26 protein-coding genes are annotated in these 24,459 nt (G+C 64.6%); 19 read left to right on the plus strand and 7 right to left on the minus strand.

The window, feature by feature from the left end; translation table 11 throughout:
• Nucleotides 1–3: 3 nt before the first annotated feature.
• The 9 genes from tkt (at nucleotide 4) to HB375_RS15105 (ending at nucleotide 10,159) form a co-directional block, all read left to right on the plus strand.
• Nucleotides 4–2,004 carry a transketolase gene (gene tkt / locus HB375_RS15065; RefSeq protein WP_167673833.1) on the plus strand — a complete coding sequence of 667 codons (2,001 nt, stop codon included), beginning with the start codon at nucleotides 4–6 and terminating at the stop codon, nucleotides 2,002–2,004.
• Nucleotides 2,005–2,030: 26 nt separating this feature from the next.
• The gene (gap, locus tag HB375_RS15070; RefSeq protein ID WP_167673834.1) at nucleotides 2,031–3,038 is read left to right on the plus strand and encodes a type I glyceraldehyde-3-phosphate dehydrogenase; all 1,008 of its coding nucleotides are present in this window, start codon (nucleotides 2,031–2,033) and stop codon (nucleotides 3,036–3,038) included.
• Between the two features lie 14 nt (nucleotides 3,039–3,052).
• A complete protein-coding gene (locus HB375_RS15075; RefSeq protein WP_167673835.1) occupies nucleotides 3,053–4,243 on the plus strand; it encodes a phosphoglycerate kinase in 1,191 nt (396 codons plus the stop codon).
• A gap of 111 nt (nucleotides 4,244–4,354) precedes the next feature.
• Nucleotides 4,355–5,443 (plus strand): class II fructose-bisphosphate aldolase, encoded by a 1,089-nt coding sequence (gene fba / locus HB375_RS15080; protein ID WP_167673836.1) that lies wholly within the window; start codon nucleotides 4,355–4,357, stop codon nucleotides 5,441–5,443.
• 107 nt (nucleotides 5,444–5,550) lie between these two features.
• Entirely contained in the window at nucleotides 5,551–6,201 is a 651-nt protein-coding gene (locus HB375_RS15085; protein WP_167673837.1) for a thiamine phosphate synthase, read from the plus strand.
• Nucleotides 6,201–7,100, plus strand: coding sequence for a tetratricopeptide repeat protein (locus tag HB375_RS15090; protein WP_167673838.1), 900 nt, complete (start codon nucleotides 6,201–6,203; stop codon nucleotides 7,098–7,100). Before HB375_RS15085 ends, HB375_RS15090 begins: the two co-directional genes overlap by 1 nt.
• A gap of 169 nt (nucleotides 7,101–7,269) precedes the next feature.
• Entirely contained in the window at nucleotides 7,270–8,064 is a 795-nt protein-coding gene (locus tag HB375_RS15095; protein ID WP_167673839.1) for an inositol monophosphatase family protein, read from the plus strand.
• A gap of 104 nt (nucleotides 8,065–8,168) precedes the next feature.
• Nucleotides 8,169–9,131, plus strand: a complete 963-nt coding sequence (locus HB375_RS15100) for a MotA/TolQ/ExbB proton channel family protein (RefSeq protein ID WP_167673840.1) — start codon at nucleotides 8,169–8,171, stop codon at nucleotides 9,129–9,131.
• Nucleotides 9,131–10,159 (plus strand): peptidoglycan -binding protein, encoded by a 1,029-nt coding sequence (locus HB375_RS15105; RefSeq protein WP_167673841.1) that lies wholly within the window; start codon nucleotides 9,131–9,133, stop codon nucleotides 10,157–10,159. The genes HB375_RS15100 and HB375_RS15105 overlap by 1 nt, the downstream gene beginning before the upstream one ends.
• Nucleotides 10,160–10,186: 27 nt before the next feature.
• Here the strand turns inward: HB375_RS15105 and HB375_RS15110 are convergent, their stop codons facing one another.
• Nucleotides 10,187–11,986 carry an ABC transporter transmembrane domain-containing protein gene (locus HB375_RS15110; RefSeq protein WP_167673842.1) on the minus strand — a complete coding sequence of 600 codons (1,800 nt, stop codon included), beginning with the start codon at nucleotides 11,984–11,986 and terminating at the stop codon, nucleotides 10,187–10,189.
• Between the two features lie 164 nt (nucleotides 11,987–12,150).
• Here HB375_RS15110 and rpmE point away from each other — a divergent pair, with 164 nt between their 5' ends.
• On the plus strand, nucleotides 12,151–12,384 hold the full coding sequence (rpmE, locus tag HB375_RS15115; protein WP_205800219.1) for a 50S ribosomal protein L31: 234 nt from the start codon (nucleotides 12,151–12,153) through the stop codon (nucleotides 12,382–12,384).
• Between the two features lie 83 nt (nucleotides 12,385–12,467).
• Here rpmE and HB375_RS15120 read toward each other — a convergent pair whose 3' ends face one another.
• The gene (locus HB375_RS15120) at nucleotides 12,468–13,130 is read right to left on the minus strand and encodes a class I SAM-dependent methyltransferase (RefSeq protein WP_167673844.1); all 663 of its coding nucleotides are present in this window, start codon (nucleotides 13,128–13,130) and stop codon (nucleotides 12,468–12,470) included.
• A 227-nt stretch (nucleotides 13,131–13,357) separates the two neighbouring features.
• Between HB375_RS15120 and HB375_RS15125 the strand changes: the two genes are divergently transcribed.
• Nucleotides 13,358–13,594 (plus strand): hypothetical protein, encoded by a 237-nt coding sequence (locus HB375_RS15125; protein WP_167673845.1) that lies wholly within the window; start codon nucleotides 13,358–13,360, stop codon nucleotides 13,592–13,594.
• Nucleotides 13,595–13,607: 13 nt separating this feature from the next.
• On the opposite strand, the gene rcdA is transcribed toward HB375_RS15125, so the two are convergent.
• Complete coding sequence (gene rcdA / locus HB375_RS15130; protein WP_425515188.1) at nucleotides 13,608–14,138, minus strand: protease adaptor protein RcdA; 531 nt, start codon at nucleotides 14,136–14,138, stop codon at nucleotides 13,608–13,610.
• Between the two features lie 302 nt (nucleotides 14,139–14,440).
• On the minus strand, nucleotides 14,441–14,647 hold the full coding sequence (locus HB375_RS15135) for a DUF1192 domain-containing protein (RefSeq protein WP_167673847.1): 207 nt from the start codon (nucleotides 14,645–14,647) through the stop codon (nucleotides 14,441–14,443).
• 189 nt (nucleotides 14,648–14,836) lie between these two features.
• Here HB375_RS15135 and HB375_RS15140 point away from each other — a divergent pair, with 189 nt between their 5' ends.
• On the plus strand, nucleotides 14,837–15,838 hold the full coding sequence (locus HB375_RS15140; RefSeq protein ID WP_167673848.1) for an NAD(P)H-quinone oxidoreductase: 1,002 nt from the start codon (nucleotides 14,837–14,839) through the stop codon (nucleotides 15,836–15,838).
• Nucleotides 15,839–16,017: 179 nt separating this feature from the next.
• The gene (locus HB375_RS15145) at nucleotides 16,018–16,740 is read left to right on the plus strand and encodes a DUF1013 domain-containing protein (protein ID WP_167673849.1); all 723 of its coding nucleotides are present in this window, start codon (nucleotides 16,018–16,020) and stop codon (nucleotides 16,738–16,740) included.
• A 59-nt stretch (nucleotides 16,741–16,799) separates the two neighbouring features.
• Here the strand turns inward: HB375_RS15145 and HB375_RS15150 are convergent, their stop codons facing one another.
• Nucleotides 16,800–17,585 carry a bestrophin-like domain gene (locus HB375_RS15150; protein ID WP_167673850.1) on the minus strand — a complete coding sequence of 262 codons (786 nt, stop codon included), beginning with the start codon at nucleotides 17,583–17,585 and terminating at the stop codon, nucleotides 16,800–16,802.
• A gap of 340 nt (nucleotides 17,586–17,925) precedes the next feature.
• Entirely contained in the window at nucleotides 17,926–19,839 is a 1,914-nt protein-coding gene (locus HB375_RS15155; protein WP_167673851.1) for a propionyl-CoA synthetase, read from the minus strand.
• A 102-nt stretch (nucleotides 19,840–19,941) separates the two neighbouring features.
• On the opposite strand from HB375_RS15155, the gene HB375_RS15160 reads away from it, so the two are divergent.
• Nucleotides 19,942–20,700 carry a sulfite exporter TauE/SafE family protein gene (locus tag HB375_RS15160; protein WP_167673852.1) on the plus strand — a complete coding sequence of 253 codons (759 nt, stop codon included), beginning with the start codon at nucleotides 19,942–19,944 and terminating at the stop codon, nucleotides 20,698–20,700.
• Between the two features lie 91 nt (nucleotides 20,701–20,791).
• On the opposite strand, the gene HB375_RS15165 is transcribed toward HB375_RS15160, so the two are convergent.
• Nucleotides 20,792–20,974, minus strand: coding sequence for a YdcH family protein (locus HB375_RS15165; protein ID WP_167673853.1), 183 nt, complete (start codon nucleotides 20,972–20,974; stop codon nucleotides 20,792–20,794).
• 194 nt (nucleotides 20,975–21,168) lie between these two features.
• Here HB375_RS15165 and HB375_RS15170 point away from each other — a divergent pair, with 194 nt between their 5' ends.
• The 5 genes from HB375_RS15170 to HB375_RS15190 all read left to right on the plus strand — a co-directional run bounded on the left by HB375_RS15170 (nucleotide 21,169) and on the right by HB375_RS15190 (nucleotide 24,457).
• On the plus strand, nucleotides 21,169–21,369 hold the full coding sequence (locus HB375_RS15170) for a YdcH family protein (protein WP_167673854.1): 201 nt from the start codon (nucleotides 21,169–21,171) through the stop codon (nucleotides 21,367–21,369).
• Between the two features lie 82 nt (nucleotides 21,370–21,451).
• Nucleotides 21,452–21,943 carry a 5-(carboxyamino)imidazole ribonucleotide mutase gene (gene purE, locus HB375_RS15175; RefSeq protein ID WP_167673855.1) on the plus strand — a complete coding sequence of 164 codons (492 nt, stop codon included), beginning with the start codon at nucleotides 21,452–21,454 and terminating at the stop codon, nucleotides 21,941–21,943.
• A gap of 6 nt (nucleotides 21,944–21,949) precedes the next feature.
• The gene (locus HB375_RS15180; protein ID WP_167673856.1) at nucleotides 21,950–23,029 is read left to right on the plus strand and encodes a 5-(carboxyamino)imidazole ribonucleotide synthase; all 1,080 of its coding nucleotides are present in this window, start codon (nucleotides 21,950–21,952) and stop codon (nucleotides 23,027–23,029) included.
• A gap of 168 nt (nucleotides 23,030–23,197) precedes the next feature.
• Nucleotides 23,198–23,437, plus strand: coding sequence for a 30S ribosomal protein S21 (gene rpsU / locus HB375_RS15185; RefSeq protein ID WP_167673857.1), 240 nt, complete (start codon nucleotides 23,198–23,200; stop codon nucleotides 23,435–23,437).
• A gap of 186 nt (nucleotides 23,438–23,623) precedes the next feature.
• The gene (locus HB375_RS15190; RefSeq protein ID WP_167673858.1) at nucleotides 23,624–24,457 is read left to right on the plus strand and encodes a tetratricopeptide repeat protein; all 834 of its coding nucleotides are present in this window, start codon (nucleotides 23,624–23,626) and stop codon (nucleotides 24,455–24,457) included.
• Nucleotides 24,458–24,459 lie beyond the last annotated feature (2 nt).

Consider the following 24,459-nt stretch of genomic DNA (forward strand, 5'->3'; position numbering starts at 1 on the left):
GCCGTGCCAGACACCGTCCCCGCCGATCGCGTCACTCACTCCGATCTGGCGAACGCTGTGCGCGTCCTTGCGATGGACGCCGTGGAGCAAGCAAAATCGGGCCATCCCGGCCTGCCGATGGGCGCCGCAGACATCGCCACGGTGCTCTTTACCAAGTTCCTGAAATACGACGCCACCGATCCATCCTGGCCCGACCGCGACCGTTTCGTGCTCTCCGCCGGCCACGGCTCGATGCTGCTTTACGCCCTCCTCCACCTCACCGGCGTGAAGGGCATGACCATCGACGAGTTGAAGCGCTTCCGCCAGCTCGATTCGAAGACCCCGGGCCACCCGGAAAACTTCATGACCCCCGGCGTCGAGACGACCACCGGCCCGCTCGGCCAGGGCATCGCCACGGCTGTGGGCATGGCGCTCGCCGAGCGGATGCTGAACGCCCAGTACGGCGACGATCTCGTCGACCACCGGACCTACGTGCTCGCCTCCGACGGCGACCTGATGGAAGGCATCAGCCAGGAGGCCATCGCGCTTGCCGGCCACCTGAAGCTCAACCGCCTCATCGTTCTCTTCGACGATAACGGCATCTCCATCGACGGCCCGCTCTCGATTGCCGACTCGGTCGATCAGGTGAAGCGCTTCCAGGCCGCCGGTTGGCAGGCCTTCCGCGTCGACGGCCACGATCCGAAGGCGCTGCAGCGCGCCATTTCCCGCGCCCAGAAGTCCGACAAGCCGACGCTGATCGCGTGCAAGACCGTCATCGGTTTCGGAGCGCCCAAGCGCGCCGGCACCTCCAAGGCCCACGGCGAGCCGCTCGGCGCCGAGGAACTGGCGGGCGCGAAGGCCGCTCTCGGCTGGAACCATGCCCCCTTTGAAGTCCCGGAAGCTATCAAGGCCGCCTGGGCCAAGGCCGGCAAGAAGGGCCGCCGCCACAATCGCGCCTGGAAGGAGCGCCTGAAGGCGCAGCCGGCCGAGAAGCGCGCCGAGTTCGAGCGCCGCATCAAGGGCGTGCGCCCGAAGGGCCTCGACGAGGCCGTGACCAAGCTCAAGAGCCGCCTTTTCGCGGAACCGCAGACCGTGGCTACCCGCAAGGCCAGCGAGATCGTGTTGGAAGTCGTGACCGAAGCGGTGCCAGAACTGGTGCTCGGCTCGGCGGATCTGACGCCCTCCAACAACACCAAGACCAAGAACCTGACCGCCATCGCGCCGGGCTCTTATGGGGGACGCTACATCCATTACGGCATCCGCGAGCACGGCATGGCGGCTGCGATGAACGGCATCACGCTCCATGGCGGCCTCGTTGCCGCCGGCGCGACCTTCCTGGTCTTTGCCGATTACGCGCGGCCTGCCATGCGCATCGCGGCGCTTGCGGGCATTCCGGCCGTCTATGTCATGACGCATGACTCCATCGGCCTTGGCGAAGACGGCCCGACCCACCAGCCGGTGGAGCAGCTGGCTTCGCTGCGGTCGATGCCGAACATGCGCGTGTTCCGCCCGGCGGATGCGGTCGAGACCGCAGAGTGCTGGCAGCTGGCGCTGGAGCGCACGGACGGCCCGACCCTTCTCGCGCTCACCCGCCAGAATCTGCCGCAGGTCCGTAAAGAAGCGACGGGCAACTTCTCGGCGACCGGCGCTTACGAATTGTCGGCGGCCGAGGGCAAGGCCCAGGCCACGATCTTCGCCTCGGGTTCCGAGGTCGAGATTGCGCTCGCCGCCCAGAAGATTCTGGCCGAGCAGGGCTTCCCCGCCCGCGTGGTTTCGGTGCCCTCGCTCGAACTCTTCCTCGCTCAGCCGGAGAAGGTGCGCGCCAAGATCATTGGTGACGCCAAGATCAAGGTCGCGGTTGAAGCCGCCGTCCGCTTCGGATGGGACGGGGTGATCGGCGCCGACGGCATCTTCGTCGGCATGAGCAGCTTCGGCGCAAGCGCGCCCTATAAGGATCTCTACAAGCACTTCGGCATCACGCCCGAGGCTGTGGCCGAGAAGATCCTGAGAACCCACAATCTCTAATCGATAGCTTCAAGGGAGCAACGACAATGACGGTGAAGGTCGCCATCAACGGGTTTGGACGGATCGGGCGCAACATCCTGCGCGCTATCGTGGAAAGCGGGCGCAAGGATATTCAGGTCGTCGCGATCAACGATCTCGGCCCCGTGGAGACGAACGCCCATCTGCTGCGTTTCGACTCGGTGCACGGCCGCTTCCCGGCCGAAGTGAAAGTCGACGGCGACTCGATCGTCATCAACGGCCAGAAGATCAAGGTCACCGCGATCAAGGATCCGGCGACGCTCCCCCACAAGGAACTCGGCGTCGACATCGCGCTGGAATGCACCGGCATCTTCACCTCGCGCGAGAAGGCTGCGGCGCACCTGACCGCCGGCGCGAAGCGCGTGATCGTGTCGGCTCCCGCCGACGGCGCTGACCTGACGGTCGTTTACGGCGTCAACCACGACAAGCTGACGAAGGACCACATCGTCATCTCGAACGCCTCCTGCACCACCAACTGCCTCGCGCCCGTCGCGAAGGTGCTGAACGACGCGGTGGGCATCGAGAAGGGCTTCATGACCACGGTGCACGCTTACACCAACGATCAGCCCTCGCTTGACCAGATGCACAAGGACCTCTACCGCGCCCGCGCGGCGGCCCTGTCCATGATCCCGACCTCGACGGGTGCAGCGAAGGCCGTCGGCCTCGTGCTGCCGGAACTCGCCGGCAAGCTCGACGGCGTGTCGGTCCGCGTGCCGACCCCGAACGTGTCGGTCATCGACTTCAAGTTCATCGCCAAGAAGCCGACGACGGTTCAGGAGATCAACGACGCCATCAAGCGCGCCGCTTCGCAGGAGCTGAAGGGCGTTCTCGCGGTCACCGACCAGCCGAACGTGTCGATCGACTTCAACCACGATCCGGCTTCGTCCACCTTCCACCTCGACCAGACCAAGGTCATGGACGGCAACTTCGTGCGCGTCATGTCCTGGTACGACAACGAGTGGGGCTTCTCAAACCGCATGGCGGATACCGCCGTCGCGATGGCGAAGCTGATCTGATCCAGGAGGCTTGAATGACCGCCTTCCGCACACTCGATCAGGCAGACGTCAAGGGTAAGCGCGTTCTTGTCCGTGTGGACCTCAACGTCCCCATGGAGAACGGCAAGGTGACGGATGCGACGCGTATCGAGCGCGTCATCCCCACCATCCAGGAAATCGCGGACAAGGGCGGGAGGGTCATTCTTCTCGCCCATTTCGGACGCCCGAAGGGCCGCGATCCCAAAGACTCCCTGAAGCCGGTTGCGGAGGCGCTCGCCAAGCACCTGGCCCGCCATGTCGCCTTCGCCGATGACTGCATCGGCGAGGCGGCGCAAAAGGCCGTCGCCGCGTTGCGCAACGAGGACATCCTGCTTCTCGAAAACACCCGCTTCCATGCGGGCGAAGAGAAGAACGACAAGGCTTTCGTCGCCGAGCTCGCAAAGCTCGGCGACATCTATGTCAACGACGCCTTCTCGGCGGCGCATCGCGCGCACGCTTCGACCGAAGGTCTCGCCCATGTGCTCCCCGCTTACGCCGGCCGTACCATGGAGGCGGAACTCGAAGCTCTGACCAAGGGCCTCGAGGCTCCGGCCCGCCCGGTCGTCGCCATTGTCGGCGGCGCGAAGGTTTCGTCCAAGATCGACTTGCTTGAAAACCTCGTCGCCAAGGTCGATGCCCTCGTCATCGGCGGCGGCATGGCCAACACCTTCGTTCACGCCACGGGCCTGAACGTCGGCAAGTCGCTGGCGGAGAAGGATCTCGCTGAAACCGCGCTTCGCATCATCGAGAAGGCGCGCGCGGCAAACTGCGCGATCATTCTGCCCGTCGACGGCGTGTGCGCCTACGAGTTCAAGGCCGGTGCCGCGAACCACACCTACGGTATCGACGCGATCCCGGAGGATCAGATGATCCTCGATGTCGGCTCGCAATCGGTCGAGCGAGTGAACGCGGCGATCAACGACGCCAAGACGCTGGTCTGGAACGGCCCGCTCGGCGCGTTCGAGATCGCGCCCTTCGATCAGGGCACGGTCGCGGCGGCGCGTCATGCGGCGGAACGCACGAAGGCGGGCAAACTCGTCTCAGTGGCGGGTGGCGGCGACACGGTGGCCGCGCTCAACCACGCTGGCGTCGCGGACGACTTCACCTATGTGTCGACGGCGGGCGGCGCGTTCCTCGAATGGCTCGAAGGCAAAGTCCTGCCGGGCGTCGAGGCTCTCAGAGCATGATGTGAAAAAGTGGACACCGGTTTTTCACAAAAAATCATGCGGCTCCAAAGCTTAAGAGTTTAAGGTCAGGTTCAGCTTCGGCGGACAATTAAGACGGTCAGGAGAAATTTCATGGCTCGCATCACTCTTCGACAGCTTCTCGATCACGCCGCCGAACAGGGCTACGGCGTTCCGGCCTTCAACATCAACAACATGGAGCAGGCGCTCGCGATCATGGCTGCGGCCAACGAGGTCGATGCGCCGGTGATCATCCAGGCGAGCCGCGGCGCGCGTTCCTACGCCAACGACGTCATGCTCAAGCACATGATGGACGCGGTGACGGAAATCTATCCGCACATCCCGGTCTGCGTGCATCTCGACCACGGCAACGAGGCCGCCACCTGCATGACCGCGATCCAGGCCGGCTTCACCTCGGTGATGATGGACGGCTCGCTGAAAGCCGACGGCAAGACCCCGGCCGATTGGGACTACAATGTCGGCGTCACCAAGAAGGTGGTCGAGATCGCGCATCTCGGCGGCATCTCGGTGGAAGGTGAGCTGGGCGTTCTCGGCTCTCTCGAGAGCGGTATGGGCGAGGCTGAAGACGGCCACGGCGCCGAGGGCAAGCTCTCGCACGACCAGCTTCTGACCAACCCGGACGAAGCGGTGAAGTTCGTCGCCGAGACCAAGGTCGATGCGCTCGCCATCGCCATGGGCACCTCGCACGGCGCCTACAAGTTCACCCGCAAGCCGGACGGCGCGATCCTCGCCATGAGCGTCCTCGAGGAAATCCACGCCAAGCTACCGAACACCCACCTCGTGATGCACGGCTCGTCCTCCGTCCCGCAGGACCTGCAGGACATCATCAACCAGTACGGCGGCAAGATGCCCCAGACTTGGGGTGTGCCGGTGGAAGAGATCCAGCGCGGCATCAAGCACGGCGTGCGCAAGATCAACATCGACACCGACAACCGCATGGCCATGACCGGCCAGATCCGCAAGATCCTGACCGAGAACCCCGGCGAGTTCGACCCGCGCAAGTATCTGAAGCCTGCCATGGACGCGATGACGAAGCTCTGCAAGCTGCGCCTGCAGGAGTTCAACACCGCCGGCCAGGCCTCGAAGATCAAGCGCGTCTTCACCCCCGCGGAAATGGCGAAGCGCTATGCCTCCGGCGAGCTGGACCCCAAGTTCGGCGCGACCGCAAAGGCGGCGGAGTAAGCCCGATCCGGCTTTCGCCGTATTCACCGATCAGAAGCGGGGCCTCGCAAGATGGCCCCGTTTTCGTTATGCGAGAACAATCGCAAACTTCTTGAACCCGTGGGACCATGTCCGAAGCCCCTGCCCGCCTCTATCTGATCACCCCGGTCCTGACCGATGCCTCCTTTGCCCCCTGCCTCTCCGAGGCCTGCATGGGCGGTCGGGTGGCGGCGGTGCTGCTGCGCCTAGCCCCTGCCGACGAGCGCACGCTGATCAATCAGGTCAAGGCTCTCGCCCCCGTCGTGCAGGAGCATGAGGCCGCCGCCATCGTGGCGGTCGAAGGCGAGGCTGATCTCGCCACCATCGCAGCGCGCGGCGCGGCGGATGGGGTCCATATCACCGGCAAGGCCACCCAGATTCGCGAAATGCGCGAGCGTTTGAAAGCCGAGCGCGCCATCGGCGCGGGCAGCATCCGCTCGAAGGACGACGCCATGACGCTTGGCGAGGCAGGCGTCGATTACCTGCTTTTCGGCGAACCCCGCCCCGACGGCTCGCTCCCGACGCTGGAGAGCGTGGTCGAGCGCGCGGCATGGTGGGCGGAGATCTTTGAGACGCCCTGCATCGCCTTCGCGCCGGACCTCGATGCCATTCCCGCCCTCGTGGCCACGAATGCTGAATTCATCGCCCTTGGCGATGCGGTCTGGGACCATGCAGGCGGCCCGGCAAAGGGCGTCGAGGCGGCGCTTGCCGCGCTCGACAAGGCAGAGGCGGCGCGCTGATGCGGGCGCCCTGGCTTCTTGGGGTTCTGGGCCTTGCGGCCTCCGCCTCGGCAGCGTCTGCGGCCGGGCCGGATCTGGCCTATGGCGCCTATCAGCGCGGCCTCTATCAGACCGCCTTCCGCCAGGCGACCTTGCGGCTGGAAAAGGACAAGGCCGACGCCGCCGCCATGACGCTTCTGGGCGAACTCTACAACCAGGGCCTCGGCGTCACGCTCGATCCGAAAAAGGCCGCCGAATGGTACCGGCTGGCGGCGGCGCGGGGCGATGCCAACGCGCTTGCCTCCCTCGGCATGATGGCGCTCGACGGGCGCGGCATGGACAAGAACCCTGCTCAAGCCAGGGCATGGTTTGAGGAGGCCGCCGCCAAGCGCCAGCCGGTCGCGTGCTACAACCTCGCTTTGCTCCTCATCTCCAGCACCGCCGAGTCCGATGGGCGGCGCGCGGTGGAGCTCTTACGCATCGCTGCCAACGCGGAAATTCCCGACGCGCAGCACGCGCTCGGGGTTCTCTACCTCAAGGGCCGGGGCGTGGACCGGGACGCCTCGGAGGCGGCCCATTGGTTCGAGCGTGCGGCCAAGAACGGCAGTTCCGTCGGCGAGGTCGAATACGCGATCTTATTGTTCAACGGCGAGGGTGTGGCCACGAGCGAGTCCCAGGCCGCGCGCTATTTCCGCCGCGCCGCTGCGAAGGGCAATGCCATCGCCCAGAACCGTCTGGCGCGGCTTCTCGCCGCCGGACGCGGCGTGCCGCAGGACAAGATCGATGCCGCCGCCTGGCACATCCTGGCCGCCACGCAAGGCTTAAGCGATTCCTGGCTCGACAACGCACTCAAGGAACTCACCCCCGACGAGCGCAAACGCGCCGAACGCCTCGTCGCCGAGCGCCTCGGGGTCAAGTAAGTTTTCGCCGAGGGCTCGGAAACGCTTTCTTGCGCACCCTCCCCTTGTGGGGAGGGGAATTACGGCGCGCTTGAGCGGCCATTGCGCACAATAACTTGACGTCCATGCCCGCCCGTGGTCCATCCGACCCCAATCCCCACGACACGCACCTTTTTCAGGACTTTTGACGATGATCCGCTCGCCCCTCATGACCGTCATGACCGATGCCGTGATGAAGGCATCGCGCTCCCTCAAGCGCGATTTCGGCGAGGTCGAGAACCTGCAGGTCTCCCGCAAGGGACCGGGCGATTTCGTCTCCGCCGCCGACCGCAAGGCCGAAAAGATCCTGCGCGAAGCGCTGGAAAAGGCCCGCCCCGGCTACGGCTTCGTGATGGAGGAAAGCGGCATCGTCGAGGGCACGGACCAGAGCCATCGCTGGCACATCGACCCGCTCGACGGCACCACCAACTTCCTGCACGGCATTCCGCAATTCGCGATTTCCGTCGGCCTGGAGCGTGACGGACAGATCGTGGCCGGCGTGATCTATGATCCCGCCAAGGACGAAATGTTCATCGCGGAGAAGGGCAAGGGCGCCTTCCTCAATAACCGCCGCGTCCGCGTGGCGGCCCGCACCGAGATGGAGGAAGCAGTGGTCGGCTGCGGCATGCCGCATATCGGCAAGGGCGATCACGGCCTGTTCTTGCGCGAGGCGGCGAGCGTCATGGCTCATGTGGGCGGCTCGCGCCGCTTCGGCGCGGCGGCGCTCGATCTGGCTTATGTCGCCTGCGGACGCATGGACGCTTTCTGGGAGCGCGGCCTCAATTCCTGGGATGTCGCAGCGGGCATACTCATGGTGCGCGAGGCAGGCGGCTACATCTCGGACGCCGATGGCGGCAGTGATCCGCTCCGTAAGGGCAGCGTCGCCTGCGGCAACGAAATCATGCACCGCGAATTGCTCAAGCTCTTGAAGAAGGCGAAAGGCTGATATTTCTGTTCGTGCAGGCAGCGAGACCAACGGCTGCGCTTGATCCGGCGATCCGGCGCAGTCACATTGGAACCCTCTCGAAGCACGAACGCGCAGGGTAGAGTATGGACGAGCAGCCCCTTACCCCACCGCGGATCTATTTGATCCGCATGGCGGTTTTCCTGGTTCTGGCAGGGTTCGTTGCCTTTATCCTCCAAAAACAGATCTGGTCGGCGTTCCTGGCGAATCCCGGCCTGAACGCCCTGATTCTCGGCGTCATGTTCATCGGCATCGTGCTGGCGATCCGGCAGGTGGCGCGCCTGTTCCCGGAGATCCGCTGGGTCAACACCATCCGGCAGACCGAGGAGGGCATCGCCGTCCGCGCCTCGCCAACCCTCCTCGCCCCCATGGCGGCCTTCATCAACAACCGCGCGCACCGCTCGGCGCTGTCAGTGGCGGCGACCCGCTCGCTTCTCGATTCCGTCGGCGCGCGCCTGGACGAAAGCCGCGAGATCGTGCGCTATCTCGCAGGCCTTCTGGTGTTTCTCGGCCTCCTCGGCACCTTCTGGGGCCTGATTGAGACTGTGGGCTCAGTCGGCGCCATCATCTCCTCGCTCAAGACGGGGCAGGACACTGCCGTTCTCTTCGACGAATTGAAGAACGCGCTCGCCAAGCCGCTGCAAGGCATGGGCCTGTCCTTCTCCGCCTCGCTCTTCGGCCTTGCCGGCTCGCTGGTGCTCGGCTTCCTCGACCTTCAGGCCGGGCAGGCGCAGAACCGTTTCTATACCGAGCTCGAGGATTGGCTCGCCACCGCCACCATGGATACCGGCACCGAGATGGCAGGCTATTCCGGCGCGCCGGGCGATCTCGCGACCGCGCTCAACCGACTCACCGCAGCCGTCAACGAGGGCACCAATGGGCGCGCCTCGACGCAGGCCATGGCGAACCTCGCCGAAGGCGTGCAGGGCCTCGTGCAGCACATGCGGGCCGAGCAGCAGATGATCCGCGACTGGGTTGAAGCCCAGGCCGCGCGCGAGAAGGACCTGAAGCTCGCCATTGACCGGCTCGCCCGCGAAAGGCTCTCCTGATGCCGATCGCAAGCTCCGGCGGGCGGCGGCGCGGACGGCAGGGTCAGCTCAATTACTGGCCGGGCTTCGTCGATGCGCTCTCGACGCTGCTGCTCGCCATCGTCTTCCTGATTTCGGTCTTCATGGTCGGGCAGTTTTTCCTGTCCCGCGAGTTGTCGAGCCGCGATACTGTTCTCGACCGGTTGAACCGCCAGATCGCGGAGCTGACGGACCTTCTGTCCCTCGAAAAATCGAACCGGCGCACCATTGAGGAAAACCTCCAGGCCCTGCAGACGACCTTGCAAGCCTCGGAGACCGAGCGGTCCCGCCTGCAGGGCCTTCTCGCCAGCGGCGGCGCGGCCGAATCCCGCGCGACGGAGCTGAACACCGCCCTCGAATCCGAAAAGCAGGCGACGGGGCGGGCCTTAAGCCAGGTTGAAATCCTCAACCAGCAGATCGCCGCCATGCGCCGCCAGCTCGCGGCGTTGGAAGAGGCCCTCGCGGCGTCAGAGGCACGCGACAAGGACAGCCAGGCCCGCATCGCTGATCTCGGCAGCCGCCTCAACATCGCGCTGGCGCAGCGCGTGCAGGAACTGGCGCGCTACCGCTCCGACTTCTTCGGCCGCCTGCGGCAGATTTTGGGCAATCGGCAGGACGTGCGCATTGTCGGCGACCGCTTCGTCTTCCAGTCCGAAGTGCTTTTCCCCGTCGGTCAGGCCGTGCTGAAACCGGAAGCGTCCGGCGAGATCGACCGCATCGCCGGCGCCCTGGTGCAGCTGGAAAAAGAGATCCCGCCGGATATTGCGTGGGTGGTTCGTGTCGACGGCCACACTGATTCCCGCCCCATCGCCACGCCGCAATTCCCGTCGAACTGGGCTCTGTCCTCCGCGCGCGCCATCGCGATGGTGCAAGCGCTCATCACCCGCGGTGTGCAACCCCAGCATCTGGTTGCCGCCGGGTTCGGCGAGTTCCAGCCACTCGATCTCGGCTCAACGGAAGAGGCTTATGCTCGCAACCGGCGCATCGAGCTGAAGCTGACGGAGCGCTGAGGCTTCTGCCGACGGGGCGCTAAAGGCCTATTCCGCGGCCTGCGCCCGCCCTTCTTCGTCCGTGAACTGGAGTCGTGCCAGCCGAGCATAGAGCCCGCCCTTGGCGAGCAGCGCCTCGTGGGTCCCCTCCTCGACGATGCGGCCCTGGTCGAGCACCAGAATGCGGTCCGCCGAGCGGATGGTGGCGAGGCGATGGGCGATGACGAGGGTCGTGCGCCCGTCCATCAGATGATCCAGCGCCTCCTGCACCTTACGCTCGCTCTCCGCATCGAGGGCGGAGGTGGCCTCGTCCAACAACAGGATCGGCGCGTCCTTCAAAATCGCCCGCGCGATGGCAAGGCGCTGGCGCTGGCCACCGGAAAGCGTCACGCCGCGCTCGCCGATCATCGTGCCGTAGCCTTGCGGCAGCGCCTGGATGAAGCCGTCGGCAGCCGCAAGCCGCGCCGCGTACCGAACCTCCTCCTCCGTCGCGTCGGGACGGCCATAGCGGATATTGTCGAGAACGCTTGTGGCGAAGATCGTCGGCTCCTGCGGAACGAGAGCCATGCGGGCGCGAAGCGCCACCGGGTCGGCCTGCGGCACCGGAACGCCATCGACCACAACGCGCCCGCTCTGCGGATCATAGAATCGCAGCAGCAATTGCAGGATCGTGCTCTTGCCTGCCCCTGACGGGCCGACGAGCGCCACCCGCTCACCGGGCGCGACGGCAAAGCTCAGGCTGTGAAGCGAGGGTTGCTCGCCCCGGGTCGGATAGGCGAAATCCACATTCTCGAAAGCCACCGTGCCGAGCGGCGGCTGAGGCAGCGCTTGCGGATGGGGCGGGGCCTCGATGGCGGGCTTGGCGGCCAAAATCTCGCCGAGCCGCTCCGCCGCGCCCGCCGCCTGCGCCAGTTCGCCATAGACTTCCGAGAGCTGGCCGAGCGAACTTGCGACAAACACCGCGTAGAGCACGAATTGTGACAGCCGCCCACCGGTCATGGCGCCGGACAGCACGTCCTGCGCGCCGTACCACAGCACCCCGACGACGCTGGCCGAGACGAGAAAGATCCCCACGCCCGTCAGCAGCGCCCGCATGGTGGTGGACAGCCGCGCGGCGTCAAAGGCCTCCTCGGCAGCCTCGGCGAAGCGGGCCGCGGTGAAACCCTCCATGCCGAAAGCCTGCATGGTCCTGACCGCGCCCACCGCCTCCGCCGCATAGGCCGAGGCGTCCGCGAGCTTGTCCTGCGCCGCCCGCGAGCGGCTGCGCACGGCGCGTCCCGACAGGACCAGCGGCACGACGATCACCGGAATGGCGAGGAGCACGAGGGCCGAGAGCTTCGGGCTCGTGACGATCATCAGCGCCACCGCGCCGAGGAACAGGAAGAAATTGCGCAGGGCAATCGAGACGCTGACCCCGAAGGCCGCCTTGACCTGGGTCGTGTCGGCGGTGAGCCGCGAGACGATCTCCCCGCTCTTCGTCTGGTCGAAGAAGGCAGGATCGAGGGAGGTCAGGTGCCTGAAGACGGCGGAGCGCAGATCCGCTACCACCCGCTCGCCGAGCGTGATGACGAGGTAGTAACGAAGGGCGCTGGCCAGCGCCAAAACGCCCACCACCACGATCAGCAAGGCAAAGTAGGCGTTGAGCGAGGCACGGCCCGCTTCCGTAAAGCCGAAATCGATCACTCGCCGCACCGCGACCGGCACCACGAGGGTCGCGCCCGAGGCGAGGATGAGAGCGATCAGCGCGGCGAAAATCCGCCCCTTATAGACAAGCCCGTAGGGGATGAGGGGCTTGAGCGCGCTCAGCGCGGCTTTCGGGCGGTTCTGTCCGTTGAGGGGGTCGGCCATGGCAACTTTCGTCTACGGAATTCGGACGCGAGGGACATAGCACCTTTACACCGGCTTGTTTCAAGGTTCCGAGTGAGGTATAGCCGCGCAATCATCAGGATTTCAGCTCGATCTCAGACGGCGGGCTCGGCCCAACCGGCTGGCCGCAATTAAGGACTATGGCAATGGCTCGCAAAGAAACCGACCATCCGGACTATCACTTCATCACGGTCGTCATGACCAACGGCACCGAGTACAAGACCCGGTCGACCTACGGCAAAGAGGGCGACAAGCTCAACCTCGACATCGACCCGAACACCCACCCGGCCTGGACCGGCGGCCAGCAGCAGCTGCTCGACCGCGGCGGCCGTTTGTCGCGCTTCAACTCGAAGTTCGGCAACCTGGGCCTCAAGAAGTAATTCGGCGCTTCAGCGCCCCGAGACACAAAAAGCCCCGCTTCGGCGGGGCTTTTTCGTTGGCGGAGCGGCCCCGGCCGTTCACCTCACCTCTTGCGAGCCACGATGTAAGGGCGAGCGTCCCTGCCCTTGGTTGCGTGGCCTTCGATGGCAAGAATGTCGAAGCCTGCGGTACTGATCTGTTGGCTCAGGTCCCCTGCCCGAAAGATGCCTGCATAGGGCGCCTTGCCGATTGCGCTCATCGCGGGCAGGGCAAACCGCAAGGCAAGCCGGAGGAATGGGTTCATATCCCCGAGGCAGGGTGTCTTGGAGATGAACAAGCCTTCTGGCGCAAGCAAGGCGTGGATGCCGCGCAGCATGCCAGACAGGTCGCGGACCAGATGGAGATAGTTGAAGCCCAGGACCACGTTGAACCGTGCTGCCTCAAGGGTCAGCGTCTCTGCGGTCGCGGTACGGAAGGCAAGGGACGGGATGGGGCCGGCGGCGTGTTTCTCGTTGGCAATCGCGATCATTCCGGCGGACAAATCCGTCGCAAGATAGTCTTGAACATCGCCCGCGAGCCGGAGCGCTGTCGTTCCGGTTCCGCAGCCCAGTTCCAGCACCCTATCGCCTGATCTCAACAGCGCCCGGGTCCGGTCCACCGTACGCTCATAGCCGGCCTGATCCGCAATTGCACTCAAGGCATACTTCCGTGAAACCCGGTCCCAGAAACGGGCGTCACGCGCTATGCTGTCGCTTGCTATGCTCATTGTGGGTCACTCCTCGCAGACAGGAACAGTCTTAGTGGAAAACCTTGGCCTCAAGAAGTAATTCGGCGCTTCAATGCTCCGAACACAAAAAGCCCCGCTTCGGGTGGTTTGCAGACCTTGCAACTTCCGACATGATCGGTCGCATGACCTACTCCGCGAAGCTAGCGATCTTCCCGCCATGGAAGGCACCTATTCCATACGAAACCCTCGATGAGGAGTTTGCCACGGTGGACGCGGCATGGGTCGCGGCCGAGCGCATCCTACGGCCGATCACGGAACGGGAACTCGCTGAGCTGGCTCCCCAGCTTCAGCCAAGAACGGAGCAGGCGGAGATATCCATTACGGTGCCTCCGGTAGAAGTCCATGGGTTCGTGATCTACGACCACACAGGGGTGGAGGTCGGTAACTGGACGACGCTGGATGAGGCTCTTGAGCGGTTTGCCAAGGACCGCGCTGGGTCGTGAGCTGGCTGTCCCCTCAGCCCTTGCTGCCAAAAGCCTTTTCCAACAGCCCGAGCTGGGCCGCGACCGGGTTGGTCTCGACCACCGGGGGCGCCGCCTCTGCCTCTGAGATCAGCCGCTCGAGATGCAGGATGCGGGCGTGAAGCCGGGCCGCAAGGCCGACCAGCTCGCGCAGGCGCAAGGGCAGCGCCTCGAATTCCTCGATGGTCGTGGTGGTGTCCTGCGAGGTCAGGCGGACGCGGTTTTTCTCGGTCTGCGCCTGGTCGAGGGTGATTTCCCCATCCGCCACGGCGCGCTGCAGCAGGAGCCATGAGGCGATCTGCATCAGGCGGGTGGTCAGGCGCATGCTCTCGCTGGCAAAGGCGACGCTTTCCTGGCGCAGCATGTTGCGGGAATCGACGCGGCCCGGCCCGTCGAGATAGGACGCGGTCTCCTCAACCAGCTCCATGCCTTCCTGGAACAGGGCCTTGAAGGCGTCCGAGCGCACGAAGCTCAGGCCGAAGCGGGCAGGGCCGCTATCAAGCGCGATTACGTCGGATTCCCTCACCGACCGTCTCCCATAGGCAAATCCCACCGGCAGGCCGGGGCGTCGCAATGTCATGGGAGCATTATAGACCGGTCGGCGAGGGATGCTTCGCTAACTCTTTTTTAAGGTTAAGCGCTAAAGGCGTCCCGCTCAAAAATTGAGCCGCAGAAGCGGCTCGAAGTCTAACAGGGAGGCGTCAAACAGAGTGGATGGGAGCCACTCGGCATCCAGAGAGACTGGATGTCCCCATGTATCGGCGAAGATCCTTAAAGAACCGTTAAGACGCAGTATCATCACACAATCAGTGGTTAGACTTGCAGCGGTTAGCCCTGCCCCTTCTTGAAGAAGGCGCTCGCAGCCGCGCGGGAGCTTTCCTTGCCCGCCCGCACGTCCTTCAGGCGCGCGATTTCCTTTTCCAGCAATTCGATGCGCTCGTTGATTTCGTCGATGGACAACAGTGCGAGATCCTGGCCGATCTCATGCCCTTTCGAGACCGGGCGAGGTTCGTCGGCAAAGGGGTCGAAGGCCATGTCGTTCCTCCATCGATAGGGTCGCACGAGGTTAAACATCTTACGCCCGATGAGACACCCATTCTCGGCGAAAAATACGGCACACCCCAAATTCCCCCGAGGGGCGGCCCATTCCCCCGGTCGAGTCAGGTGCATTCTTTGCCGGGATCGCCCATATCGGTGAAGCTTGGAGAGCGGGAGGAACGAGAGATGGCGGCGATGCCCAACACCATGCGCGCGGTGGTTGCCGAGGGGGCCGGCGGACCGGAGGTGCTCAAGGTCGTCGAGCGCCCCGTGCCGCAGCCGAAGGGCGGCGAAATCCTGGTCCGGGTCCGCGCGGCAGGCGTGAACCGCCCGGACGTCCTCCAACGCCAGGGCGGCTATCCGCCCCCGCCCGGCGCGCCTGACATTTTGGGCCTTGAGATCGCGGGCGAGGTGGCGGCGGCAGGCCCTGACGCCTCCCGTTTCAAGCTTGGCGACACGGTCATGGCCCTCATCCCCGGTGGCGGCTATGCGGAATACGCGGTTGTTCACGAGGCGAACGCCCTGCCCGTCCCGCCTGGCCTCTCGCTCGAGGAGGCGGGCGCGATCCCGGAAACCTATTTCACGGTCTGGACCAACGTGTTCGAGCGTGGCCGCCTGCAACCGGGCGAGACCTTCCTGGTCCATGGCGGCACGTCGGGCATCGGCACCACGGCGATCCAGCTCGCCAAGGCCTTCGGCGCAACGGTGCTGGCGACCGCCGGGTCGCCCCAGAAATGCGACGCCTGCCTCAAGCTCGGCGCGGACCGTGCGATCAACCACCGCGAGACCGATTTCGTCGCGGCGGTGAAGGAGGCGACCGGCGGCAAGGGGGCGGATGTCATCCTCGACATGGTCGGCAGGGACTACATCCCCCGCAATTACGAGGCCGCTGCCCAGGACGGGCGCATCGTCCAGATCGCGTTTCTCAAAGGCAGCAAGGTCGAGGTCGACTTCCGCCGCCTCATGCTCAAGCGCCTGACCCATACCGGCTCGACCCTGCGCGCCCGCTCGGTGGAGGAAAAGGCCGCCATCGCCCGGGCTTTGGAGGAGAAAGTCCTGCCGCTTCTGGCGCAAGGCCGCTGCCGGCCGGTCATCGACTCGGTTTTCACGCTGGAGGATGTCGCATCCGCCCATACCCGCATGGACGGGGGCGAGCATATCGGCAAGATCGTGCTGCGGATCCCATAAGTGCGGCCATTTCGGCGGCCTCTTATGCAAACATTTGCAACATGAGGTCGCGCTCCCTATAATCATCCTGTTTCCCTCACAACGTGAGACGAGATGCTCCGGTCCCGACCGGGTCGGAGCGCGAGAGAGTTTTGCCGTGCGGCGCCCATGACGAGGCGCCCGGCGTGAAGGAGGTGCGCATGTCCCAGGGACCGCTGATGCCCAAGGCGACGGCCGTTTGGCTCGTCGAGAATACGTCGCTGTCGTTCGAGCAGATCGCCGATTTCTGCAAGCTTCACCCGCTTGAGGTGAAGGGCATCGCCGATGGCGAGGTGGCCGCCGGCATCAAGGGCCTCGACCCGATCACCACGGGCCAATTGACCCGCGAGGAGATCGAGAAGGCTCAAGGGAACCCGGATTACCGTCTCAAGATGGCCGAGACGCGCGTGAAGCTCCCCGAGCAGAAGCGCACCAAGAAGGGCCCGCGCTACACCCCCGTGTCGCGCCGCCACGACCGCCCGAACGCGATTCTCTGGCTCGTGCGCAACCATCCCGAGCTGAAGGACGCGCAGATTATGCGCCTCGTCGGCACGACCAAGACCACGATCCAGCAGGTCCGCGACCGCACTCACTGGAATTCGGCGAGCCTCTCGCCCATGGACCCGGTGACGCTGGGCCTGTGCTCGCAGATCGACCTGGACTTCGAGGTGCAGCGCGCCGCCAAGGACCGTCCGCATGTGGAGCCGCAGGAGACCGGCGGCACCCTCCTCCCGGCCGAGGTGTCCACCGCCCAGCCGACCCGCGAGGAACCCTTCGCAGACATGAGCCGCCCAGCTCCGGCCAAGGAAGAAGAGATCGACGTCCACTCGGTCTTCGCCAAGCTCAAGCAGCTCAAGCGCTCGGACGACGAAGACGACGAGTAAGGTTATTTTTCACACGAAAAGGCCCGGAGCGATCCGGGCCTTTTTTGTTTTTGGCTGGGTTACGGCGCAGCTTCCGTCCCGAAATCTCGCATGACCGCCGAGAGCGCCTCCGGCTGCACCTTCACCGGCCCGGCGAAGGGATGGTCGATGACGACGATAACGAGTAGTCCCGAGAAGATCAGGAAGGACAGAATCCCCGTCATCAGCGCCTGGGCGCGCATGCTCTCGGTGCCGAAGAAAAGCGTGAAGCCGACCGTCAGCACGGCGCCGCCGAAGAGCACAAACCAGAGCACCCCGGGGACTGCGCCGGAGGCCATGACGAGCCTCGTGCGGCGGGCTTCGGTCAGCACATCGAATTGATGAAGAGCCTCCGCCAGAAGAGCCGCCCCGCGCCGGTCGTCAGGGTTGAAGGTCAGGAGCGCCGCATAGGTCGCGTCGAGTGCGTGCGTCACGGCGTGGCTCGACTCGCTCCGCTCCATGGCGGGCCAGTCTTCTACGACAGCCTTTCTGACGTAGCTTGTCAGGTTGTCACGGAGAGCGGCGCCGGGATCGCCCCCAATCCCGTTTGAGAGCCGGTAGAGCGTCACTGCCGCCCCAGCCTCCTTGGCCGCCGCCGCCTCCGCCTCGTTGAACTTCTGCCAGACGATGATCACGGCGAAGGCGAGCAGCACGGCGTAGAGCACACCGACCGTCGCAAAGGTGAATCCGGCGACTTCGTTGTTGATCTTGAGCCGATCCAAGGTGATGCGCCGGCGGACGAGGACCGTGGCGGCCATGGCCAGAAGCGTGACCGCGAAGAGGAGGATGACGGATAGCCATAACGGCTGGACGGTCAGGAAAAACATACGTCGACCCAGCTCCGATCCTGTGACGAAATATGGCCGGAGCAATCATCCGCAAGTCGCCCAAGCCCGGCCTGTCTACCGGGGCTATCCGGCCTTTGCGGTCTCTGCAGGACTGCTCAGTCTTGCCGCCGAGGCTCAGACTTGCGCGCCTTGCGCGGTCTCTCCCGATTTTTCTCGAAAGCAGCCTTTGCAGCACCAGCCTGGTTCCGTGCCGAACCGCGTGCGTGTTTCAAAGCTGCGTGCTGTCGGGCCTCATCGTCTGTCGTGAGCACCTGCGCCAAAAGCGCCTCGAAACGCGCCTCGGCGTCTGACTCTGGCTTCTGAGTCATCGCCAACCCCTTCAGCTCGCCACGCCCCTGTTCCTCAGCACGTCGCCGATCTCCTCCAGGATGACGGGATCGTCGATGGTAGCGGGCATGGACCACTCGTCGCCGTCGGCGATCTTTTTCATGGTGCCGCGCAAGATCTTGCCGGAGCGGGTCTTCGGCAGCCGGGCGACCGTGACCGCAAGTCTGAACGCCGCTACGGGGCCGATCTTTTCACGCACCAAAGCCACGAGTTCGGCTTCGACGTCGGCGGCCTTTTTCGTGACGCCCGATTTCAGCACCACGAAACCGCACGGCACTTCGCCTTTCAAGGAATCCTTGATGCCGATGACCGCGCATTCCGCGACCGCTGGATGGGAGGCCAAAACCTCCTCCATGCCGCCGGTCGAGAGGCGATGCCCGGCGACGTTGATGATGTCGTCCGTGCGGCCCATGACCCAGACATAGCCATCCTCGTCGAGATAGCCCGCATCGGACGTGTTGTAGGTGCCGGGGAACGGGTCGAGATAGGACTGCCGGAAACGCTCGTCGGCGTGCCAGAGAGTCGGCAGGCAGCCGGGCGGCAAAGGCAGGCGGATAACGATCGAGCCCATGGTGTTGGCCGGCACCGGCTTGCCGCCCTCGTCCACCACCTCCAGCACGTAGCCCGGCATAGGAACGGTGGGCGAGCCGTATTTCACCGGCAGGAGGCCGAGCCCCATCGGGTTGCCCGCCACCGGCCAGCCGGTTTCCGTCTGCCACCAATGGTCGATGACCGGGACTTTGAGAATGCGCTCGGCCCATTGCACCGTATCGGGATCGGCCCTTTCGCCCGCGAGGAAAAGTGCGCGGAAGCGCGAAAGGTCGTGCCCCTTCAGCAATTCGGCGTTGGGGTCTTCCTTCTTGATGGCGCGGAAGGCGGTCGGTGCGGTGAAAAGCGTCACGACGCCATGCTCGGCGATGACGCGCCAATAGGCGCCCGCATCCGGCGTGCCGACCGGCTTGCCCTCATAGAGAATGGCCGTCGCGCCATGAAGAAGCGGGCCATAGACGATGTAGGAATGGCCCACCACCCAACCGACATCGGAGGCCGCCCAAAAGACCTCGCCCGGCTGAACGCCGAAAAAGTGGTCCATGGTCCATTTGAGCGCGACCATGTGGCCGCCATTGTCGCGCACCACGCCCTTCGGCTTGCCGGTGGTGCCTGACGTATAGAGCACGTAGAGCGGATCGGTTGCGGCGACCGGCACGCACTCCGCCTTCCGGCCTGACGCCTTGGCCTTCGCAACCTCGTCCTTCCAGTCACGGTCGCGTCCTTCGACGAGCGAACACTCCCCTTGCGGGCGCTGGATGATGAGGCAAGCCTCAGGCTTTGCGGTCGAGAGCGTGATCGCCTCGTCGAGCAGTGGCTTGTAGGGGATGATGCGGCTTCCCTCGACGCCGCAGGAAGCGGAGAGGATCACCTTGGGCGTCGCATCGTCGATGCGGGTCGCCAGCTCCTTCGGCGCGAAGCCGCCAAAAACCACGGAGTGGATCGCGCCGATACGCGCGCAGGCCAGCATGCCGATAGCCGCTTCCGGAATCATCGGCATGTAAAGCACGACCCGGTCGCCTTTAGCGACGCCCATGTCCTGCAACACGGCGGCGAGGGTCGCGACCTCCTGCTGCAGTTCGGCGTACGAGATAGTGCGCTTCGTGCCCGTGACGGGGCTGTCGTAGATGATCGCTGCCTGCCCGCCTCGGCCCTGCACATGCCGGTCGACGGCGTTGTAGCAGGTGTTGCAGAGCGCCCCCGTGAACCATCGGCCATAGGGACCAGATGTCGGATCGAACACCTTTTCAGCAGGCTTGATCCAATCGATCTGCCGCGCCGCCTCGGCCCAGAACCCGATCGGATCTGCCTTCCAGCGCGCATAAACCTCGTGATAGCGGCCGTGGGTTGTTGTCATGGCGTCACCCCGTTGCCTTTACCGCATGAGACTTGGATACACTCTTGTGGTAGCAGGCGGAAAAGCCGTGGTCAGCGGCGACTTTCGACGAGTTTTCCCGCGATGATCACCGATCCTGTCTTCTATGCTGCCGCCGTTCCGGCAGTCGTCCTGATGGGACTGGCCAAGGGCGGGTTTTCTGGGCTCGGCCTGTTGTCGCTGCCGCTGATGGCGCTCGTTCTCTCGCCGATCCAAGCCGCGGCGATCACACTGCCGATCCTGATCGTGCAGGACGTCGTGACCGTATGGGCCTATCGCCACACCTGGGATCGGCGCAACGTCGCCATCCTCCTGCCGAGCGCGATGGTCGGCATTCTCAGCGGCTATCTTCTGGCGGCAAAGGTGTCGGATGCGGCGGTCACGCTCGCGGTCGGCCTCATCGCGGTCGCCTTCGCGGTTCGCCGCATGGTGCTGGAGCGCCGCGCCACGCCGCCCCAGGCGGCGCGAGCCGACGTGCCCCGCGGCGTCGTGTGGGGATGGGTTACCGGATTTACCAGCATGATCGCGCATGCGGGCGGACCGCCCTTTCAGATCTACGTCATGCCCCAAAAGTTGCCGCGCGACGTTTTCGTCGGCACCGGCGCAGTGTTCTTCGCCGTCGCGAACTGGATCAAGGTGCCGCCCTATATCGCGCTCGGCCAGTTTACGCCGGAAAACCTCGCCACCGCAGCAGCGCTGTTTCCCGTCGCCATCGCCTCGACATGGGCAGGCGTGCGGCTGGTGCGCCGTGTCTCGGGCGAGAAATTCTACACCCTGGTCTACATGCTGCTCATCGTTGTCGGCACCAAGCTCGTCGTCGACGGCACCCTGGCGCTGATCTGACTCCATTGCTCATCCGTGAAGCAAAAAGCCGCCGTTTCGAAAAGAAACGACGGCTTTGCCTAAACGATTTGCATGGAATGTATCGCGAGGGTCAATGCAGCGTGGTAGGCGAGCCCTTCAGCCGGGTAATTTGATCCTTAAGCTGCAGCTTTCTTCGCTTCAGCTCCGCTAGTTTCGTGTCATCCGATGACGGGTGATTGAGCGCATCCTGGATCTCGCGTTCAAGTGCGCGATGTTTCCGTTCGAGCTCCATCAGATGATTTTCCAGCGGCATGTCGGTTCCTCCTGTTCGATTGTCCGACTGAGCGAATGTGACATAGAGAGTGTGGCGAGTCGAAGGCAAAAAACGTTGTGCAGCGCGGGATTGCGCCGCTTTTCCGACATCTTGCTCTTCGATCGCGCGAAGCGCATACTTCGCCCCTCTCGCCCGGCCGTTACAGGCGGCATCGGGTCTTTTGGATCGTCTCGATGGGCAATACCGCGGAACTGGAATTGGAGCTTGCTCACCTGAAGCAGGAGCACCGCGATCTCGACATGGCGATTGAGGCGCTCGAGAGCATGATCGCCGGAGACCAGCTCCAGGTGCAGCGGCTGAAGAAGCGCAAGCTCACCTTGAAAGACCAGATCATACGCCTCGAAGACCAGCTCACGCCGGACATCATCGCCTGAAGAAAAGCCGTTCGCCCTTGCTTGGGTCTGCGGCCTTCGCTATGCCCGCTTTTCGATCAATGGCCAGAGCTGGAGCCACATCATGGCGGGAGCCCCCGTTGCCATCATCATGGGCAGTCAGTCCGATTGGGCGACCATGCGTCATGCGGCCGAAGCACTGGATATCCTTGGCATCCCTTACGACGCGCGCATCGTCTCCGCGCACCGCACGCCGGACCGGTTGGTGAGCTTCGCCAAGGGCGCGAAGGCGGAAGGTTTTCAAGTCATCATCGCAGGTGCCGGCGGCGCCGCCCACCTGCCGGGCATGACCGCCGCGATGACGCCCCTGCCTGTCTTCGGCGTGCCGGTCGAATCCAAATCCCTTTCCGGCGAGGACAGCCTGCTCTCCATCGTGCAGATGCCGGCCGGCATTCCGGTTGGTACGCTTGCCATCGGGCGCGCGGGCGCGGTGAATGCGGCTCTCCTTGCCGCCGCCGTCCTTGCGCTCCACGATAGCGCCCTCGCGCAACGACTCGACGAATGGCGCGCCCGCCAGACCGCGAGCGTGGCGGAACGCCCCTCCGACGAAGGCTGACATCCGATGATCCGTCCCGGCAGCACCCTCGGCATTCTCGGCGGCGGCCAGCTGGGCCGGATGATCGCCATGGCGGCGGCAGAACTGGGGCTTCGCACCCATATCTACGCGCCGGAGGACAACAGCCCAGCCTTCGATGTCGCCGCCGACTATACGATTGCCTCTTATGAGGACGAGGCGGCCCTCGTCCGTTTTGCCAAGGCGGTCGACGTCGTCACCTACGAATTCGAGAACGTGCCGAGCGAGACCGCCGCGATCTTAAGCGCCCACGCGCTGCTGGCCCCGAATGCGCAGGCGCTCGCCGTGTCCCAGGACCGCTTTCTGGAAAAGAGCTTCATTGCGGGGCTCGGCATCCCCGTCGCCCCCTTCGCGGTCTTCTCGAACGAGGACGAGCTGATCGAGGCCGTCGAGCGGATCGGCCGCCCCGCCGTCCTGAAAACCCGGCGATTCGGCTATGACGGCAAGGGTCAGACCATGATCCGGCCGGACACGGACCCCGTCGCCGCCTGGGATGCGCTCGGTCGCACACCGTCGATTCTCGAAGGCTTCGTGCCTTTCGAGCGCGAGGTGTCGGTCATCGCGGCCCGCACCGCCTCGGGCGGATTCGCGGCTTACGACCTCTGCGCCAACGAGCACCGCCACCACATTCTCGACATGACCCGCGTGCCCGCGGGCGTCTCGGCGCAAACCGAGACTCAGGCGGTCGCCATCGCCCGCGCCATCGCCGACGCCTTGGATTATGTGGGCGTGCTCGCTGTCGAGCTGTTCTTGGTCGTCGGTCCCGAAGGCGAGCGGCTCGTGGTGAACGAAATCGCCCCCCGTGTGCACAATTCCGGCCATTGGACGCTCGGCGGGGCCGTCACGTCCCAATTCGAGCAGCATGTCCGGGCCGTCTGCGGCTGGCCTCTCGGCAGCACCGCCCGACTCGGCCGGGTCGAGATGCAGAACCTCATCGGCCACGATGTGGAGGCCTGGGAGCGCATCCTGGCCGAGCCCGGCGCCCACCTCCACCTTTATGGCAAGACGGAAGCCCGCTCAGGCCGGAAGATGGGCCATGTCACGCGAATCTTTCCGGAATCCCCCTGAACCTTTGCGGGACCGGGGCGTTGACGTCGGCTGAACGGCGCTTTTATTGGGAGGAAGCCTAGACATATAAGGCTTCCTCTGGTAGCTACGCCGACCAGACAGAGGTGCGCATGACGCGCCTCCTTTCTTTTTGCCACAATCGATACGGCGCAACACTGAGGAATTCGCGTGCAGGTTCTCGTCCGGGATAACAATGTCGATCAGGCGCTCCGCGCGCTTAAGAAGAAGATGCAGCGTGAAGGCATCTTCCGCGAAATGAAGCTTCGCGGCCACTACGAGAAGCCCTCTGAGAAGAAGGCTCGTGAGAAGGCTGAGGCCGTTCGCCGCGCCCGCAAGCTGATCCGCAAGCGCATGCAGCGCGAAGGCCTGCTGCCTTCGAAGCCCCGCGTGGCCCGCCCGGCCCGCTAAGCGTTTAAAATCAAGCTTTTAGCTTGGCCCGTCGATTGTGAATTGGCGCCCGTCTGAACAAGCCGGGCGCTAATTGCATTCTGAGGGTTATTTCATTTCGGAATTGCGCTATTGGCCGTCCTGTTTCACGGCTGTTAAGGTTTCTCCCGTTAGAGACAGACCCCGCCCGAAAGTTTGGAGACGAAGGTGTTCGCTGCATCGATTCGCCGTTTTGCGCCCTTGAGCCTCATTCTTGTCACCGCCGGCCTCGCCGGCTGCCAGACCTTCAGCGGCGCGACGGTCCAGCGCATCGCGGTGGTGGAGGAGGATACGCAGGGCACCGCCGGCGTGAACATCTCCTCCCTTTCCGACGTGATTTCGCGCAATCCGAACGATCCCAGCGCCTATAACACCCGCGGCGCGGCCTATGCCCGGGTCGGGCGCTACAGCGACGCCATCGCCGATTTCAACAAGGCGGTGCAGCTCGATCCGAACTACGCCCCAGCCTACACCAACCGGGCGCTGGCCTTCCGCCAGACCAGCCGCAACGATCAGGCACTGTCGGACTTCACCCGCTCGATCCAGGCCGACCCGAATTATGGCCCGGCCTATATCGGGCGCGGCAACCTGCTGCGCTCGCAAGGCCAGTACCAGGAAGCCCTGAACGACCTCTCCATCGCGATCCGCCTGCTGCCGGAATCGGCCGAGGCGCTTCACGCGCGCGGCCTGCTCTATCAGCGCCAGGGCATGCACCAGCAGGCGATTCTCGATTTCGACGCCACCATCGACCGCAACCCCTTCGTCGCGGCGCCTTACGCGGCGCGCGGCCAGAGCCTGATTGCGATCAACCAGTTCGACAAGGCGATCGAGGACTTCAACGCGGCCCTGAACGTCAACAACCGCGATGCCGATTCCTGGGCCTGGCGCGGCGTCGCCTATGAGCGTCTCGGCCAGAAGCAGCCGGCCATCGAAAGCTTCCAGCGCGCGCTCGCCATCGACAACGGCAACACCGTCGCTCGGCAGGGCAATTCCCGCCTCTAAGA

This window comes from Microvirga terricola, assembly GCF_011777495.1.
GTDB classification, from domain to species: domain Bacteria; phylum Pseudomonadota; class Alphaproteobacteria; order Rhizobiales; family Beijerinckiaceae; genus Microvirga; species Microvirga terricola.

What these genes read in the sequence shown, in the direction of transcription:
- rpmE (WP_205800219.1), top strand. Translation starts at nt 12,151, where the DNA reads ATGGCTCGCAAAGAAACCGACCATCCGGACTATCACTTCATCACGGTC.
- fba (WP_167673836.1), top strand. Translation starts at nt 4,355, where the DNA reads ATGGCTCGCATCACTCTTCGACAGCTTCTCGATCACGCCGCCGAACAG.
- HB375_RS15095 (WP_167673839.1), top strand. Translation starts at nt 7,270, where the DNA reads ATGATCCGCTCGCCCCTCATGACCGTCATGACCGATGCCGTGATGAAG.
- gap (WP_167673834.1), top strand. Translation starts at nt 2,031, where the DNA reads ATGACGGTGAAGGTCGCCATCAACGGGTTTGGACGGATCGGGCGCAAC.
- HB375_RS15090 (WP_167673838.1), top strand. Translation starts at nt 6,201, where the DNA reads ATGCGGGCGCCCTGGCTTCTTGGGGTTCTGGGCCTTGCGGCCTCCGCC.
- HB375_RS15140 (WP_167673848.1), top strand. Translation starts at nt 14,837, where the DNA reads ATGGCGGCGATGCCCAACACCATGCGCGCGGTGGTTGCCGAGGGGGCC.
- HB375_RS15160 (WP_167673852.1), top strand. Translation starts at nt 19,942, where the DNA reads ATGATCACCGATCCTGTCTTCTATGCTGCCGCCGTTCCGGCAGTCGTC.
- HB375_RS15145 (WP_167673849.1), top strand. Translation starts at nt 16,018, where the DNA reads ATGTCCCAGGGACCGCTGATGCCCAAGGCGACGGCCGTTTGGCTCGTC.
- HB375_RS15100 (WP_167673840.1), top strand. Translation starts at nt 8,169, where the DNA reads ATGGACGAGCAGCCCCTTACCCCACCGCGGATCTATTTGATCCGCATG.
- HB375_RS15120 (WP_167673844.1), bottom strand. Translation starts at nt 13,130, where the DNA reads ATGAGCATAGCAAGCGACAGCATAGCGCGTGACGCCCGTTTCTGGGAC.
- HB375_RS15135 (WP_167673847.1), bottom strand. Translation starts at nt 14,647, where the DNA reads ATGGCCTTCGACCCCTTTGCCGACGAACCTCGCCCGGTCTCGAAAGGG.
- HB375_RS15155 (WP_167673851.1), bottom strand. Translation starts at nt 19,839, where the DNA reads ATGACAACAACCCACGGCCGCTATCACGAGGTTTATGCGCGCTGGAAG.
- HB375_RS15170 (WP_167673854.1), top strand. Translation starts at nt 21,169, where the DNA reads ATGGGCAATACCGCGGAACTGGAATTGGAGCTTGCTCACCTGAAGCAG.
- HB375_RS15075 (WP_167673835.1), top strand. Translation starts at nt 3,053, where the DNA reads ATGACCGCCTTCCGCACACTCGATCAGGCAGACGTCAAGGGTAAGCGC.
- HB375_RS15150 (WP_167673850.1), bottom strand. Translation starts at nt 17,585, where the DNA reads ATGTTTTTCCTGACCGTCCAGCCGTTATGGCTATCCGTCATCCTCCTC.
- HB375_RS15180 (WP_167673856.1), top strand. Translation starts at nt 21,950, where the DNA reads ATGATCCGTCCCGGCAGCACCCTCGGCATTCTCGGCGGCGGCCAGCTG.
- HB375_RS15165 (WP_167673853.1), bottom strand. Translation starts at nt 20,974, where the DNA reads ATGCCGCTGGAAAATCATCTGATGGAGCTCGAACGGAAACATCGCGCA.
- HB375_RS15110 (WP_167673842.1), bottom strand. Translation starts at nt 11,986, where the DNA reads ATGGCCGACCCCCTCAACGGACAGAACCGCCCGAAAGCCGCGCTGAGC.
- HB375_RS15105 (WP_167673841.1), top strand. Translation starts at nt 9,131, where the DNA reads ATGCCGATCGCAAGCTCCGGCGGGCGGCGGCGCGGACGGCAGGGTCAG.
- purE (WP_167673855.1), top strand. Translation starts at nt 21,452, where the DNA reads ATGGCGGGAGCCCCCGTTGCCATCATCATGGGCAGTCAGTCCGATTGG.
- HB375_RS15085 (WP_167673837.1), top strand. Translation starts at nt 5,551, where the DNA reads ATGTCCGAAGCCCCTGCCCGCCTCTATCTGATCACCCCGGTCCTGACC.